Below are 15,177 nucleotides of genomic sequence, written 5' to 3' on the forward strand. Positions count from 1 at the left end.
CAGAATTTAAGCAATTGTCAATTTTTGACTGGCTTGAATAGATGGAATCCCGCGGTACGGCCGGGGTGGATGTCAAATTCTACCTAAATCCTGTAAAATATATAATTTCAAATCTAATGATAATTTATTTTTATAAAGTAGAGGAGCCTTACGGCTGCTTTTCTAATTTTTCACTACACGACATTTCTCTGCACGGTCAATATTGGTTGACTGTGGAACATTACTATCAAGCCCAAAAATTTGTCAGCACTGATGAAAGATTAGTGGCGGCGATTCAAGCCGTAGCAACTCCTCAAGAAGCCGCTAAATTAGGTCGCGATCCCAGCCACCGGATTCGCGCGGATTGGGAAGCAGTGAAAATTCCCATTATGCGCGAAGCAGTTTTAACCAAGTTTCTCACTCATACAGACATTCAAGCGATTCTTCTCGCCACAGGGGATCGAGTCATTGTCGAGGATTCGCCAACGGATTACTACTGGGGGTGTGGCTGCGACCGAACCGGTCAAAATCATTTGGGTAAAATTTTGATGAGCGTGCGCCAAGAAATTAGTCAGGGCCAGGGGCGCTGATAGAAACTCAAATTCTTTCCTTAATTATCATTATATGAAGTTATACAACAAATGTCAAGTTATCCTAACAATAAATAATTCTCCTACTGAGATTTTAAGATTGCGAGAAATTTATAAGAGCATTAAAATAATAATTATTATTTGCTTAAGTCGCTCTGCCTGTTGAAGGCAAGGATTAAACTGGCGCGATCGCAGATTTTACTTACCCCAGCCCACCCGAGGCGATACACCGTCGTCTCTGACAAGTGCGCGACGGATTAATTGTACAGATCGGTTGACTCAAAAACTCAGGGTGAGGCATTTGAGTTTGAACGATCCCACAGCACATCAAAACTTCTTATTATCATTGTATAAGTACAAAAGGAGATTTATGCAACTCAGAGAAAATACGCAAGAATTACATTATAAACTAGACAGAGAAGTTTTGATACGGCGGATAACAGAACGCATTCGCCAATCTCTAGAATTAGAAGATATTTTAACCAGTACGGTAGCAGAAGTGCGGTCTTTTTTGAAAACCGATCGCATTATGATTTACAGGTTTAGTGCCGACGGCAGTGGAGAAGTTGTTGCTGAGTCACTTAATAACAACCATCTCCCTTCCTTGAAAGGACTGCACTTTCCAGCAGACGACATTCCCGCCAGCGCCAGGGAGATGTATGTCACTTTGCGCCAGCGGACAATAATAGATGTTAACTCAGGGACGATCGTCCTGAGTCCCCTCGATGCTGCAGACACCGGTCAACCTTTAGTAAAGGAAGAGATGCACTACAGATCGCTCGATCCTTGCCACACCGCTTACCTGATGGCAATGGGAGTGCAATCTTCCTTAGTCGTGCCGATTTTGCACCGCAGGATCGCGTCGGAAAACAGCAAAACAGATATCTGCCAGGCGGCCACGTGTCTGACTCGATATGAGCCAGGAAATAATCAAAAAATTCACATCGAACTGTGGGGACTTTTAGTGTCTCACCACTCCGCGCCCCTCAATATTTCACCAGCAGATTTAGAAGTAGTTCAGCTCGTATCAGATCAATTGTCTAGCGCTATAGCCCACGCGCTCCTCCTCCAGCAAACCCGCTCTCAAGCGGCCCGCGAAGCTACCGTGAGCCGCATAGCAGCCCTGTTGTATGGTCACGTAAACATTCAACTGCAACAGGGTTTAGAAGCCACCGTCACCGCTTTGGGCGGTAGCGGCGGCAGACTCTATCTCAACCAGCCGAAAATCAACGGTGAAAAGTTATCAGATCCCAAGATTGAAGGAGGATTGCCCATTGCCCCGGCCCACAGTGATACTACCTTTGAACTGTTCACCACAGGAGAACAACCGACACTTCCCAACTGGGAAAAAGTTAAGGCGATCGAAGCTCATCCCCTCTGGCAGGAATGGCTAACCAAAGGATTCAAAAATACCGAAGAACTTGCCAAATTTCCAACTTTTACTAATTCTCAGTTACCCGTTGGAATAATTACAGACTTATACAAAGAACCTCTATTTAGAGTTTTAGTTCCCGCTTTCCAATCTACTAAAATTAGGGGTTTGCTGGTAATTCCCCTCCACTACAAACAACAAGTAGTCGGCTGTTTGACCATTTTTCGCAATGCAATTGATACCGAAAAAATGTGGGCGGGCAGCTTTGACAGCAGCGCTGCACAAACCCTTCCCCGACAATCCTTTGAACTCTGGCGAGAAATAAAAAAAGGTCAGTCGCCCGAGTGGAAGTACGAGGAAATCGAGCAAGCTTTAGCTATAGGCAGCCAATTTTGTTCGGCAATTGGGCAGTACGTTCTTAATAAAGAAGTGCAAACTCTGAATGCCAACTTGGAGCGCCAAGTTCAAGAACGCACCGCCCAATTGCAAAAATCCTTGGACTTTGCCAAAGTATTGACGCGAGTTAGAGACCAGATTCGCAGCACCTTAGATTTAAAAATCATACTGCAAACTATTGTGCGAGAAGTCAGAGTTTTGTTGGATACCGATCGCACGGTAATCTACCAATTTGCTGCCGACAAAGAGGGCGAGGTAGTTGTCGAAGCTGTTTGCGGCCAGTGGCAGTCAATTTTAGGTATTAAATCTCCACAAGGATGTTTTCCCGAAGGCTCAGAGTGCTTTTATCGAGCCGGACGGGTGCGAGCAATTAATGATATTTATACTGATGATTTAACACCCTGTCACCGCGAATTTTTGGAAGAGTTGCAGGTGAGAGGAAGTTTAATTGTGCCCATGAAAGGCACAGATTCCCAATTGTGGGGGTTGCTGATTGCCCATGAGTGTTCCGGGCCGAGAGTTTGGCAAACGGCAGAACAGGAATTGCTGCAACATTTAGCTGCTCAAGCTGCGATCGCCATTCACCAAGCAGAACTTTATCAAGAAAGTCTCAATGCAGCAACTGCCGATCGATTAAAAGCCGAACAGCTAGCTAAAACCCTGACAGAATTGCACAATACCCAAGCCCAACTGATTCAAACCGAAAAAATGTCCAGTCTCGGACAACTCCTGGCCGGAGTCGCCCACGAAATCAATAACCCCGTTAACTTTATCTACGGCAATCTGTCCCACGCCAGCGAATACACCAAAGATTTACTCTGCTTGGTGGAACTCTACCGCCAGCACTACCCCAATCCCAACCCCGAAATTAGCGAGTGCTCCGAAGCCATCGACATCGAATTTCTTGCCGAAGATTTGCCCAAAATTTTGGGTTCCATGACAGTCGGAGTTGAGCGCATCCGCCAGTTAGTTGTATCTTTGCGTAATTTTTCCAGAAGCGATCAAGCCGAGAAAAAAGCCGTTGACATTCACGAGGGCATCGACAGTACCCTGTTGATTTTGCAGCACCGGATCAAAGCCAATTCTGAGCACAACAGCGTAGAAATTATTAAAGAATACGCCAATTTGCCCTTAGTAGAATGCTATGCCAGCTCGCTCAATCAGGTATTTATGAATCTGATCGGTAATGCCCTTGACGCCCTAGAAATGGGAAAAAAAGAGCGAGTTATGAATCTTCCCTTTAAAGCGCCAAGTGCAGCGGCGACACATTTAAGCTCCCAAATACTGCCTATCGAGTCAGGAGATATAATTGCCACCACCGAGTGTTTGATTCCTGATTTCCCATCCCCTTGCATTCGGATTCGCACTGAATTAATCGATGAAAAAACGGTAGGAATTGGCATTGCCGACAATGGTCACGGCATCCCCAAAGAGTTAATTTCTCACATATTTAATCCGTTTTTTACTACTAAACCCGTAGGTCGGGGCACGGGTTTAGGATTGTCTATCAGTTACCAAATTGTAGTTGAGAAACACCAAGGCGTACTTAAATGTGTTTCTGTACCCGGTCATGGTACAGAGTTCTGGATCGAGATTCCCCTGAATTAGGCAACCATCAAGGCAAGATCAGCTTCACCAGCACAGAACCGATCGAACCGAGAAGACTCATAAAGTCGCCGCGGCTGGAAGTGCGGGGTTCCGTAGGCTTTTGGCGCGCCACAATGGCTTCGCCTAACTGCTTTGACAACTCCTGACCTTGGGGATTTCCTTGAGCTGCAAAGAGTTTGTTTGCTATTGCAGCGTCTTGAGCCGCACCGGCGAACTCTCCCAAGTCAGCGCGAGACATACTGCGCGCAAAATAAACGGCTGCTAAATCCGATTTGAAATTCAGGGCTTGATTGTAATAATCAATGGCGTTTCTGTAGTTTCCGGCTTGAGCTTCGAGCACTCCCAATCGGTAGAAGTCTTCAGCGGTGCCAATATTGGTTGGCATTCCTCTAACTCCGAGCAGTTGCGCGTTAGTTAAATTGGCGTTGAGCAAATTGGCGTCGCTGAGATAGGCACTTCTCAAGTCAGCACCGCTGAGGTTGGCACCGGTGAGGTTCGCCCCTGTCAGGTTGACGCCAAACAGGCTGGTGCCGCTGAGGTTGGCACCGCTGAGGTCAGCCCCGGTGAGGTTGGCTCGGCTGAGGTTAGCCAATCTCAAGTCAGCACCTTTGAGATTGGCTCCGGTTAAGTTGGCTAAAACCAAGCCAGCACTGCTGAGGTCGCAGTTGGGGCACTGTCGGGTGGCTAGTAATTGTTGCGTGTGTTGGATGTTCTCGGCGGGTGCAGGAGCGATCGGGGCGATCGCGCTCAGCAGCGTTGCAGCAGCGAGGATTCTGAGTTTCATTTTAACCGTCCAAAATCCAAAATATTAAATCTAAAATAGCTTTTATCGAAGCAATTGAAAATCACCATAACACAAGTTCACCCAACAAATCTTTTGACTTGCCGTATGTAGGAGTTCTGTGCGCCATTAGCACCCTACATTGAAGTTATCCGCCTTACCGGATTATCAAATAAAGATTTCGCTGCTAATAAATTAGGGTAATGAAAAGCTCATTACCCTTTAGCCGGTGTTCTCGGCAACCATAAAAATTAACCAATAAATTAGTCGTGAATCGTGCCATCGGGCATCGTTGTACCCTTAAGATATACTCCGCTCAGGTTGACTTTTGTAAGGTTTGCTCCCAACAGGTTGGCTCCGCTTAAGTCTGACGCACTTAAAATCGCTTCAGTCAAGTCTGCCCTAATTAAACTCGCACCCATTAAGTCAGCTCCGCTAAGGTCTACTTTACTCAAGTTTGCCCCAATTAAATCGCATTCTGTGAGCACCGCCCTACGCAAGTTTACTCCGTAAAAATTTACTCCGTGCAAGTCGGCACGGCTGAGTGTTGCCCTAGATATGTTGGCTCCTATTAAAGTTGCTTGGATCAGGGAAGCTCCGCTCAAGTCTGCTTTACTGAGATTTGCTCCCATCAACTCAGCTCGATTCAAGTTAGCTTCAAGTAAAAGTGCTTCTGTGAGGTCGGCTCCACCTAAGTCTGCTTTGCTCAAATTAATCTTGCACAAATTGGCTTTGCCAAAGTTGACTCTGTTAAGTTTGGCTTTGCTGAGATTGGCTCCAATCAGGTCGGCTTCATACAGGTTGGCTCCAATCAATTCTGCTTCGTAGAGGTAGACCTCGTGCAGGTAGACCCCGCTAAAATTTCTTTCTCCTATTGCATATAGCTTCAGCAGTTCGTCAACGTTCATTGTGGCTTCTCTACACCTTTTAAATGAAGAATACTGTCAGCAAGCTGGTTGCACCGGATGTTCTGCAATTTTAGATTCTGAAATATTCACACCCAGGGTGAAACTTCCCTCAATCTGCAAGCTTTGAGTATAAATTAGATCGTTTGGTCAGGGTGAAGGACAAAGCTGCATTCTCTTTTCCCTTTGGTTAAAAATTTATCTTTAAAAATTTTAACAACAAGTTCGATCGCACTTCCTAACTAAATCCCAAAGATTCTACGTGGAAACTCCGATCCTACCCATAACTTTTTATGGGTAGTTGAGCTTACTGAGTAGCACTGTGACCAAGATCACAAAAAAAATGCTAGTAGGATCACATAGGAACTCCGCTTTCGATCACAGCAGGCGGGCAAAAATAGCCGATACTTATACTGTAATGCTGAGAAATTGACAATGCCACCCTCGTCGTGTTTTACTCAATTGGCGATAAAGCCAGTAGTTTCACGGATACTTGCCCGCTTGTTGTGAAAGTCGGTTGCAACTGACATCTTGCAGCAATCTCAATAAGAGGATTTTTCGTGGGATCGGGCGGGTTTATAGAACCTATTTGCAAGCTTTAAGGCTGTTGGCGAACCCGCCCCTACGGCTAATTGAGAATGGTGCAACATCTCAGTTGCAACGTCACTCGGCGCTACCGGCTCCGGGTAATGAGAGCGTTGATGTATCAATATTTCTCGCACAGCGAAAGCCAGAAATGCACTTCTGGGACTAGGGGAATGTCTGTATAAAAATGCGATCGCTGGTGTACAGACATTCGCTTGTTTGCTAGCACCTAATGACTAAAAATCGCCCATACGTTCGCAAAAATTACCAAGAGATACCAGGAAAACCATGATAGATGTTTAACAATAAAAGAATAAATGGTATTCCTTAAGAGTCACCTATTGCCGCTAATCTTAGAGTCGATCGGTTAACGGCTATCAGTATTAGCAATGACGCTTGTCCATCAAATACAAAACTGAGCCAGAAACCGGGTTTTTTACCAAAAAAAATCGTTGCAACCTTGCTCCAGGTTAAAATAATCCGGTTTCTGAGGGTCTGAGTGCCTCCAGGAAGGAAAAAGTTTAATGAGAACGATCGCTTTTGTATTGCTTCAGGGCAAACAAAAGGTCACCATTTAGGATGGGAGCAGCTTTTGCTCCATTGTCAAACAAAGGTATTGTAGAACGCTAATCGTGAGGTAATTGATATGGCTGGAGTATGTAAACTTAGCATCACAGAGACAAGTGAAGAACTAAAAAACCTGTTAACTGAACAAAAAACGGCAAGCGGCTTTCAAAAAATTCAAGCACTTTACCTGTTCAAAATTTGTCATGTTAAGACAGTTAAAGAATTGGCAATGACGATCGGGGTAAATCGAATTACAGTGCAGCGGTGGCTGAGAAAGTACCGATCTGACGGACTCGAAGGACTCCTCGAAACAAAGCACAGTGGCGGCCGCAAGCCGGCGATTCCTCCTCTGGCCCGCGCTAGTTTGGCAATGCGCCTCAGCGACCCCCAGGAAGGCTTTAAAAGCTATGGAGAGATTCAAGAGTGGTTGCAGCAGGAATACAGCATTGAAGCTTCCTATAAAGCGGTTTACGCAACAGTCAGATACCACCTAAAAGCCAAGCTGACCAAAGTCTAGACAGTTCATACCACGTCGGATTAAGCACCGATTATCTAATTGTTTGCCGTCAGCTTGTGAAGATTTTGAGGAGTTGCGTCGTCACGACAAACCTGACTAATTGTTTTTTTACAAAACTCGCTCTCCTAAACTGCGGAGCATATAAATTGTATGTTGTGGCAATGGGGTGAAGGGGAGAAGATTTGATGCTTTTCCCCTGTTTGTGAAAAATGCTTAAAAAATTGGTTAGACAGCATAACTTGCAAGTTTGGTCTAATTTGCAGGTTTTGTTATAGGGATGTAAAAATTGGCAGCGACTAAGGCAAAAACCGATCCAAAGCCGCTTTCAACTCTTCGATTTCCGTATCAATATTGCCTTCTTTCGCGGCTCTGGCGATGCACTCGGTTAAGTGTTCGTCAAGAATGATTCTCGCTACGCGATCGAGCGCGCCTCGCACCGCAGCAACTTGCACCAGAACTTCGGGACAGGGACGGTTTTCTTGCACCATTGTTTTAATGCCACGGACGTGTCCCTCAATCCGAGACAACCGATTTACCAGCCGCCGCATCGATTCTTCATCGTGATGGTGAGGGTGCACTGATTCAGCGTCGTGATGGTGGTGGGAATTTGAGGGCAAGGATTTGTCAGTAGAAGTATCAGATATAATCATGGGGGTTACGAGGGAAATTTTTAAAAGTTTGAATTCAGAATATTTTCGAGTAGGTTTTAACTGGTAGCTTGCACCGCGCTCGATCGGCTTTTTAAGGGCGGGTTAGAAGAGTCCTGCCCGCAAGAAAATTGAGTTTTTGTGGAACAGCCCGAAAGCCTGTGCTTGCAAATGGTGCAAAATGTGGATTTCAATATGTGCGGACATTTGTACTATATCACTGTTAGCAGGGACTCGCCGCCAGCATTGCTTGTCCTTGGCTTTGCTGAACCAGTCTGTTCAGAAGTGCGATCGAACGACTTTACCTCATCCTAGTTTCTACGGTTCGAGAGCGACGCAGAAACCGGGTTTCTGGCCTCGTCGTTCGTTTTCCAAACTTGACCGCTTACTTTTTCCGATAAATGGCTTGGCCTGCGGTTTGCTGAAGTATTTTGGTCATCGCTCGATCCTTGTTCAGGCAAATAACCCATGTTTGGTTAGGCAAAGCTAGTTCAATCATAAGTTTCTTTAGCAACTTGGGTTCTGCCTCTTCTAATTCGATGAATCCGCGGCGACGTATAATCCCTAAAACGTATAAGGGCTTTTCAGGGAAGTATTGCAGGGTTTTGCGTACCAGATAGGCTTCCTTGACTTGAGGGTAGTGCGAGAGTTGTTCGACGAGCTTTGCTTGAGCCGATGCACTCAGATCGTGAGACTCGAAGCGATCGCCGGTGGATATACTAAAACGCTCTTGCTGCGCTAGACTGATTTCTTTATCATCAGTAGGAACTGCATTTGGTTCTGCACTCAAAGGCAGGTTTTGAGTCACTGCCTCGTGGAATTTATTGTACTGGCTAAGAGAAAGCACACCCTGGGCGACTTGCTTCAGTTTCAGGTTGCCCTTCCTGTCCTTATAAATAGAACTTACAGTCAAGATCGGATCGCTGAACTTACAGCAGGGACAGCGTTCCAGGCAAACTTCCAAATTAGCAGGATGGATTACTTGTAAGGGGTCGAGCAATTTTCCAGCTTCACCGAATCGATCGTTTTGAAGCAGATTCAAGAAGTTTTCAGAGCATTGGAGATTGACAATGCCAATATGTTCCGGGTGTTTATACCACTGGTCGCCGTTTTCGCAGAAAGGGTTTTTAGCAGTAGAGTAGGCGATCGCAGCGATCGTAATATCGATGATCGCCAACTCAATCAGCCAGTAAATCCAAGTACCCGTCTCACCCAAATTGGTTCCTGTACTCTCTAAGCGACCGATACTTACTCCTTGCTGGGCATTGTGCTTTAAATATCCCAAAAAACCTTTAGAGCCTGTTTTTTCTTGCAAGAAGGTATCGATAATATTGTTGGATTGGTTGTCACTTACCCCCTCCAGTTCTTTTGTTATTTGCTCGGAAGCCAACTGCTTAAACTGCCAGTATCCTGCGCCATGCAGCGATCCATAAATGAGCAGTCCAGTTAGTATCCCAAAAAGGGTGGCGATCGCCGGATTTCTTACCTTTCCTTTGCGGATTGCTGCAATTATTACTCTACCGCCTGCAAATCCCATGCCCAAGGGAAACAAAACAATCAGGTAAACTAATAACGAGATCAGATGTGTAAGTCCGCCAATAGCAAGACCACCAATCACCGAGGATAGCAACAGCCATTTAAGCCCGGTACTCGTCACTTTGTTGCTGGGCTGATAAGGTTTCATAGTTTTTGCCTATTTCAAATTGACTGGTCAAGTAGAAACATGAACCTAAAGAATAACTAAAATTTAATACCAACTGAGCTTAAAATTTAAAGAGACAATCTATTCTAACTCTTACTTTACCCATTATCTGTTAGCCCCGGCCTTATCGTAACAGAACGTATAGGTCAGCGATTGATAATAAAATATAATAAATATTTGAAAGTCTGGCTATACATGACTTGTAGACCCGGTTGAGGTTTTACCCAACTTATTAGCTTAGAATGGTGAGTCTCGCTTTGCTCAACCTACGTTTGATTATTAAAATATGTTTAGGAGCTAGCTCGCGATCGAATATTCAATCCGTGCGAGAACACCTGCACCCAATTAACTCAGCTTGACAAAGAGCGACACTATGAGACTGTTCAAATTTTCTCGCCCCGCACCCCGAATCGCAGTTCGCGTGTTAACCCTAATTTTAGGAATGACGATCGCCCTGAGTGCGTTAGCAATCAATCCTGCATCCGCAGCCGCCGCTGATGGCACCAATCCGCCCAACTTACACTTCCAGAGTTTCCCAGCCACCGCCGCGAATCCGCAACTGTTAGCGCTGCGGAGTCCTGAACTCCCAGGGGATACCGGCAGTTTTGTGACAGCGGCTGTCGATCGAGTCGGGCCAGCAGTTGTTCGCATTGATACCGAGCGCACTGTCAGTCGCAACATCGATCCCTTAATGGAAGACCCATTCTTCCGCAGATTTTTGGGAGAAGATTTACGCAGCATGACCCCTAGACAAGAACGCTTACGCGGTCAAGGTTCCGGCTTCATCATTGACAAAAGCGGGATTGTTTTAACCAACGCTCACGTAGTTGACAAAGCCGATCGAGTGACTGTCACCTTAAATGACGGCAGGACATTTCCAGGAGAAGTGCAAGGTACTGACGAAGTAACAGATTTGGCTGTTGTCAAAATTAATACCAAGGAAGTTAACTTGCCCGTGGCAACGCTAGGAGATTCTAACGCGGTGAAAGTGGGAGATTGGGCGATCGCCGTGGGCAACCCCCTCGGATTTGACAATACCGTCACCTTGGGCATTATCAGCACCCTCAAACGCTCCAGTGCAGCCGTCGGCATTCCCGACAAGCGCCTTGATTTCATTCAAACCGACGCCGCCATCAATCCCGGCAATTCCGGTGGCCCGCTGTTAAACAGCAGAGGAGAAGTGATTGGCATCAACACGGCGATTCGAGCTGATGCAATGGGTATTGGGTTTGCGATTCCGATCGACAAAGCCAAGGCCATCTACGCGCAGTTAGCCAAGGGAGAAAAAGTCAGCCATCCGTTTTTGGGGATTCAGATGATTGCTTTGACTCCTGAAATGGCCAGAGAGAATAATTCTGACCCCAATGCTCCTTTAATTGTGCCGGAAGTTAAGGGAGTGTTAGTGATGCGAGTTGTGCCAAATACGCCTGCTGAGGAAGCAGGGATTCGCAAGGGGGATGTCATCGTTCAAATTGACGGCGAGGGAGTGGCTGAACCCGAACAGTTGCAAAATTTGGTGGAAAACAGCAAAATCGGTCAAATTCTAAAACTGAAGGTGCGCCGCGGTGCCCAGATTAAAGAAGTTCCGGTTCAAACTGCTCAACTGAGGGATTTTTAACTACTAGAAGGGGAAGGGGGGAAATCGTTAAAACCCCCTCTTCAACTCGCTCGCGTGCTGGGCATAAAAATTATTCACAAATGAAATATGATTGCTATCATAGATGATTTAACTTCACTCAACTATGACCGAATATTGCGTCTACTTTTAACTCAAATCCTGATGCAAAGGGCGATCGCCCTTCAGTCTCTTCGATCGGAATCTAACCGCTTTAGCTCAAATCCGCGCTTCATCGGAATTACAAATTTGAGTCCTTAGATATATCAGCGTCATTTTCATTTTTTAGACTCACAGTAAACAGTCAAATCTCAATAAATAAAACTATTGAGCGACTTAAATACGGATGGCTTTCTAACTATTTAATTTACCCACTAAAACGCCCAATCATTGCGATAACGCTGGCAACCATGCAGAGTTATAGTATCATTTGTAACAGTTTCGGAATTCATCAGGAATTAAACTAAGTGGGTTAAAATAAACATTACACGATAGGCAGAGTTTTGCACTCATCACATCTCTCTTAGTATATATCCCAGGCTAAACCAGCCCCTACAAAAGCTGAGAAAATATTATTGTTTTTTTGTGATTACCTACTTATATTGGCCATAATTAATAGATATAAAATAAAAAGATTAGGGAAAATTTAATATGACATCTATGGAGCTTGAAAAAAAAGTCATGACTGAAGAAGAGGAGGCAAAGTTATGGGAAGTGTTCAAAGTATTGGACGCGGACGGGAGCGGTGCTATTTCATCAGAAGAACTCGGTCAAGTGATGCGATCGCTAGGACAGAGTGCTAACGAAACCGAGCTGCGCGAAATGATCCAGGAAGTGGACTTAGACTCGTCGGGCAGTATCGATTTTGAGGAATTCAAAATGCTGATGGTGTCCCAGCAAGGCGATCGCCAGAGTCGTCTCAAAAAGTCATTTAGTGTATTTGATGAGGATGGTAGCGGTCAAATCACTAAAAACGAGATGCAGGATGTGATGAGCCCGTTTGGGCTGACAGAGCCAGAGCTCGATGAGATCATCGAAGAGGCAGACCATGACGGCAATGCCTTAATTGACTTTGAGGAATTCTGCACACTAATACCCGATCAGCCAGAGATCACAACAGCAGATCAAGACTCGCCGATTCCGGTTGTCAGTACACAGACAACCGAGATTTCAGATAGTACAGTGGCTGCGATCGAAAGTATAGCCACTCCTGTCAACGAGGCAGCTTCTGCCACTATTGAACCTAATCTAGAATATCTACAAGAACCACCCACCGGTTGCAATCGAGAAATAGCGCGGCTAAAAGAACTACTCGCCCAACACCCACAAGGTGATAAGAAGCGCGGTACGTCCCGCTTGGAGATGCAGATGGGTTTGTTTCGTCTGATCCAGGGAGCAGCCTACCGCAGCTTCCGCGAGAGTTTCTGCGCCAACCACGAGACTCACCTGTGCGTGAGAGACTTGCCATACAAAATTGCTGATTTTGTGCGATTTGTCAGGAGTGCGATCGCGCTTTATAAAGGATTGGGTGTAGTAGAGTCGGCGTGCAACCCTCTACTGGATGCTGTAGTTAAATCGATCGAAGATGAATATGCCCGACTAGAGCATCGCATCAAGAACTGGAAAACCATAGAAAAAACTCCTGAAATGTTGGCCCAAGAACAAGCCATGTTGCAGGCGCGGGATAAGTCGGCCACCGCCAAGGAGAAGTTTGGGGCGGCAGTGGAGTTGGCAATGACCATCAAAAAGGATAGTGTCAACTTGCGTGACATTGCCGAGGGTGTGCTTGCCATCAACGAACTCAACCGACTGCGAAACCTGGAGCTGAGTGAGAGCATGGCAGCGCCACCCGCCCAATCCGAGGGAGATCCCAAAGAGTACCTGAAGAAGTGGAACCGCGTCATCCTCTCGGAGGCATCAGAGCAAATAGATGGTGCGATGATGCCAGTAGCATATTGGTATGAAGACTTTATGCCGAAGTTGTTGGCTGCCTTCAGCGTCATTACCGCAGCAGACATTGCCTTCAACACGGTGCCTGACGAAGTAGCTTTAAACGAATGGTACGAAGCGACTAAAACGTCAGGGGAATTTGGGCGCTATGGGGCGGATGTTGCAGAAAACTTTCCCAAATGCGCTCCAAAACAGAAGCTGATGCTTCAACAGGCATGGCGCTTGACGCACCACTACCTCAATGGGATACAGAAACGGCGCGAACGCTTAGAGTCTGGGCGCGAGTCTGGCGAACTCTCGCAATATGTGGCGTTTATCGATGTGTATATCGATCGCACTGAAGTAAAGAATTCACAAATGCGGGTCAGCTTCCCTTACTATATTGGCCCTGCGGTGTGGCGTTTCTTGCACACTACGGCTGAGATAGTCTCTACCAAGACCCCAGAACAGCAAAAAACTCTGGTGGCCATCTTCAAGCACTTCTTCAACCTGTTTGCCAGTATGTATCCCTGCCCCTACTGCCGCCACCACCTCAACGCCTACGTCGTGCAGAATAAAGAGGTGGAAATTTACCCTGTGGAGTACCTCGTGCTTGGGCGCGACCCGCGTCTGAATAGCTTTGAGGTATCAATGGAGGCAAAGCTGTCCACCGTAGTAGATGGCCCTTCTCTGCGCTTATTCTTCTGGAAGTTGCACAACACTGTCTCTTCATCAATTGCGCGATCGGAAGAGTGGTATCAAAAGGATGAGGAAGCATTGTACACCACCCGTTATTGGCCCAGCATTGAGTCTGAGCTAGCACGAGCCAAAGCCCTCAAACAAATCAGCATTGCGACCGATCGAATGTACCGCCTCTACGGTATCCTCAAGCCCGCAGCACGACTGACAGGGGTGAGAGCAATATTGCATAAGCTGTTGGATAAGAAGGATGAGGAAGGCATCAAGGAGGTATGCTTAGTTGCTCAAGATTACATCCAGGAGTTGGACGAGGCGATCGTCACGGGGCATTTCCTACAAGAGACATACTACTTTGACCCTGACCTTGTGGATGAAGCTCCTGTCTTCACTCCTGAAGAAGAGGAGTTTGCTCGCAGCGGTGTGTTCGTGGAGGCTACTTGAATATCAGTCATTAGTCAACAGTCATTAGTCAACAGTCAACAGTCATTAGTTAACAGTCATTAGTTAACAGTCAACAGTCAACAGTCATTAGTCAACAGTCAACAGTCATCAGTCAACAGTCAACAGTCAACAGTCAACAGTCAACAAGCACGGACGGTGCAACCAGAATCGATATCATGCTTCTTGCCTATCCCAAAATTCCAGATAGTAAAAATTGCCCTAACGAACAATGTGTAGCTTTTGAGAAGTACGATGGCACTAATTTGCATTGGGTTTGGGAAGTTGAACTTGGTTGGTATGCTTTTGGTACGCGCCGCAGTAGATTTGATTTGGATGAGATGGGAATTGCAGAATTTAATGCTGCACATCCAGGTTTAGAAGAAGCACTGGAAATATTTAAAAAAGACTTTGCTAGTCCCTTAGAGTCTATATTTCGAGAGAACGAACAGTATCACTGCCCTGAAATTACTGTATTTACAGAGTTTTTTGGTGCTAACTCGTTTGCGGGAAGGCACAAAAAGGACGATCGCAAACAACTGGTGCTTTTTGATGTGGAAACTGAGGGCGGTATGGTTGTTCCGGATCGGTTTATTCAGGATTTTGGTAAATTAAATATTGCGCGAGTGATTTATCGGGGCAAACTGACCGGCAAGTTTATGGATGATCTTCGCAAGGGGAAATACGGTGTGGATGAAGGTGTTGTGTGCAAGGGAGGCCGCAATTCTAATAATCTGTGGATGGTGAAGATTAAGACTGATGCGTATATGCAGAGATTGCAGCAAGCTTTTAAGGATGATTGGGAAAATTACTGGGAGTAATCTCAAATCTGAAGGCTAACTTTTTT

Annotated in this window: 13 protein-coding genes; 9 read left to right on the forward strand and 4 right to left on the reverse strand. The window is 45.9% G+C overall.

The features are described from left to right. The first annotated feature begins 116 nt into the window (after positions 1–116). On the forward strand, positions 117–569 hold the full coding sequence (locus QUA16_RS21955; RefSeq protein WP_333105705.1) for an NADAR domain-containing protein: 453 nt from the start codon (positions 117–119) through the stop codon (positions 567–569). Positions 570–939: 370 nt separating this feature from the next. Further along, positions 940–3,945: a GAF domain-containing protein gene (locus QUA16_RS21960; protein WP_333105704.1), complete on the forward strand. Its 3,006-nt coding sequence runs from the start codon at positions 940–942 to the stop codon at positions 3,943–3,945. 7 nt (positions 3,946–3,952) lie between these two features. Here the strand turns inward: QUA16_RS21960 and QUA16_RS21965 are convergent, their stop codons facing one another. Both QUA16_RS21965 and QUA16_RS21970 read right to left on the reverse strand, forming a co-directional pair. Beyond that, positions 3,953–4,729, reverse strand: coding sequence for a pentapeptide repeat-containing protein (locus tag QUA16_RS21965; protein WP_333105703.1), 777 nt, complete (start codon positions 4,727–4,729; stop codon positions 3,953–3,955). A 260-nt stretch (positions 4,730–4,989) separates the two neighbouring features. Next, on the reverse strand, positions 4,990–5,634 hold the full coding sequence (locus QUA16_RS21970) for a pentapeptide repeat-containing protein (protein ID WP_333056817.1): 645 nt from the start codon (positions 5,632–5,634) through the stop codon (positions 4,990–4,992). A gap of 514 nt (positions 5,635–6,148) precedes the next feature. On the opposite strand from QUA16_RS21970, the gene QUA16_RS21975 reads away from it, so the two are divergent. Together QUA16_RS21975 and QUA16_RS21980 are read left to right on the forward strand one after the other, a co-directional pair. Next, a complete protein-coding gene (locus QUA16_RS21975) occupies positions 6,149–6,385 on the forward strand; it encodes a hypothetical protein (protein ID WP_333105702.1) in 237 nt (78 codons plus the stop codon). Positions 6,386–6,862: 477 nt separating this feature from the next. Then, positions 6,863–7,300: a helix-turn-helix domain-containing protein gene (locus QUA16_RS21980; protein ID WP_333068711.1), complete on the forward strand. Its 438-nt coding sequence runs from the start codon at positions 6,863–6,865 to the stop codon at positions 7,298–7,300. 296 nt (positions 7,301–7,596) lie between these two features. Here the strand turns inward: QUA16_RS21980 and QUA16_RS21985 are convergent, their stop codons facing one another. Further along, positions 7,597–7,950, reverse strand: a complete 354-nt coding sequence (locus QUA16_RS21985) for a metal-sensitive transcriptional regulator (RefSeq protein ID WP_333105701.1) — start codon at positions 7,948–7,950, stop codon at positions 7,597–7,599. A gap of 138 nt (positions 7,951–8,088) precedes the next feature. Here QUA16_RS21985 and QUA16_RS21990 point away from each other — a divergent pair, with 138 nt between their 5' ends. After that, a complete protein-coding gene (locus QUA16_RS21990) occupies positions 8,089–8,262 on the forward strand; it encodes a hypothetical protein (protein WP_333105700.1) in 174 nt (57 codons plus the stop codon). Between the two features lie 70 nt (positions 8,263–8,332). Here QUA16_RS21990 and QUA16_RS21995 read toward each other — a convergent pair whose 3' ends face one another. Continuing rightward, on the reverse strand, positions 8,333–9,631 hold the full coding sequence (locus QUA16_RS21995; protein WP_333105699.1) for an MgtC/SapB family protein: 1,299 nt from the start codon (positions 9,629–9,631) through the stop codon (positions 8,333–8,335). 391 nt (positions 9,632–10,022) lie between these two features. Between QUA16_RS21995 and QUA16_RS22000 the strand changes: the two genes are divergently transcribed. From QUA16_RS22000 to QUA16_RS22015, 4 genes are all read left to right on the forward strand, one after another. Beyond that, the gene (locus QUA16_RS22000) at positions 10,023–11,267 is read left to right on the forward strand and encodes an HhoA/HhoB/HtrA family serine endopeptidase (RefSeq protein ID WP_333105698.1); all 1,245 of its coding nucleotides are present in this window, start codon (positions 10,023–10,025) and stop codon (positions 11,265–11,267) included. An 87-nt stretch (positions 11,268–11,354) separates the two neighbouring features. After that, positions 11,355–11,525, forward strand: coding sequence for a hypothetical protein (locus QUA16_RS22005; protein WP_333105697.1), 171 nt, complete (start codon positions 11,355–11,357; stop codon positions 11,523–11,525). Positions 11,526–11,945: 420 nt separating this feature from the next. Continuing rightward, entirely contained in the window at positions 11,946–14,333 is a 2,388-nt protein-coding gene (locus tag QUA16_RS22010) for an EF-hand domain-containing protein (protein ID WP_333105696.1), read from the forward strand. Positions 14,334–14,509: 176 nt separating this feature from the next. Continuing rightward, positions 14,510–15,151: an RNA ligase family protein gene (locus tag QUA16_RS22015; protein ID WP_333105695.1), complete on the forward strand. Its 642-nt coding sequence runs from the start codon at positions 14,510–14,512 to the stop codon at positions 15,149–15,151. The last annotated feature ends 26 nt before the right edge of the window (positions 15,152–15,177 follow it).

Source organism: Microcoleus sp. S13_C3 (genome assembly GCF_036700905.1).
GTDB lineage: Bacteria > Cyanobacteriota > Cyanobacteriia > Cyanobacteriales > Microcoleaceae > Microcoleus.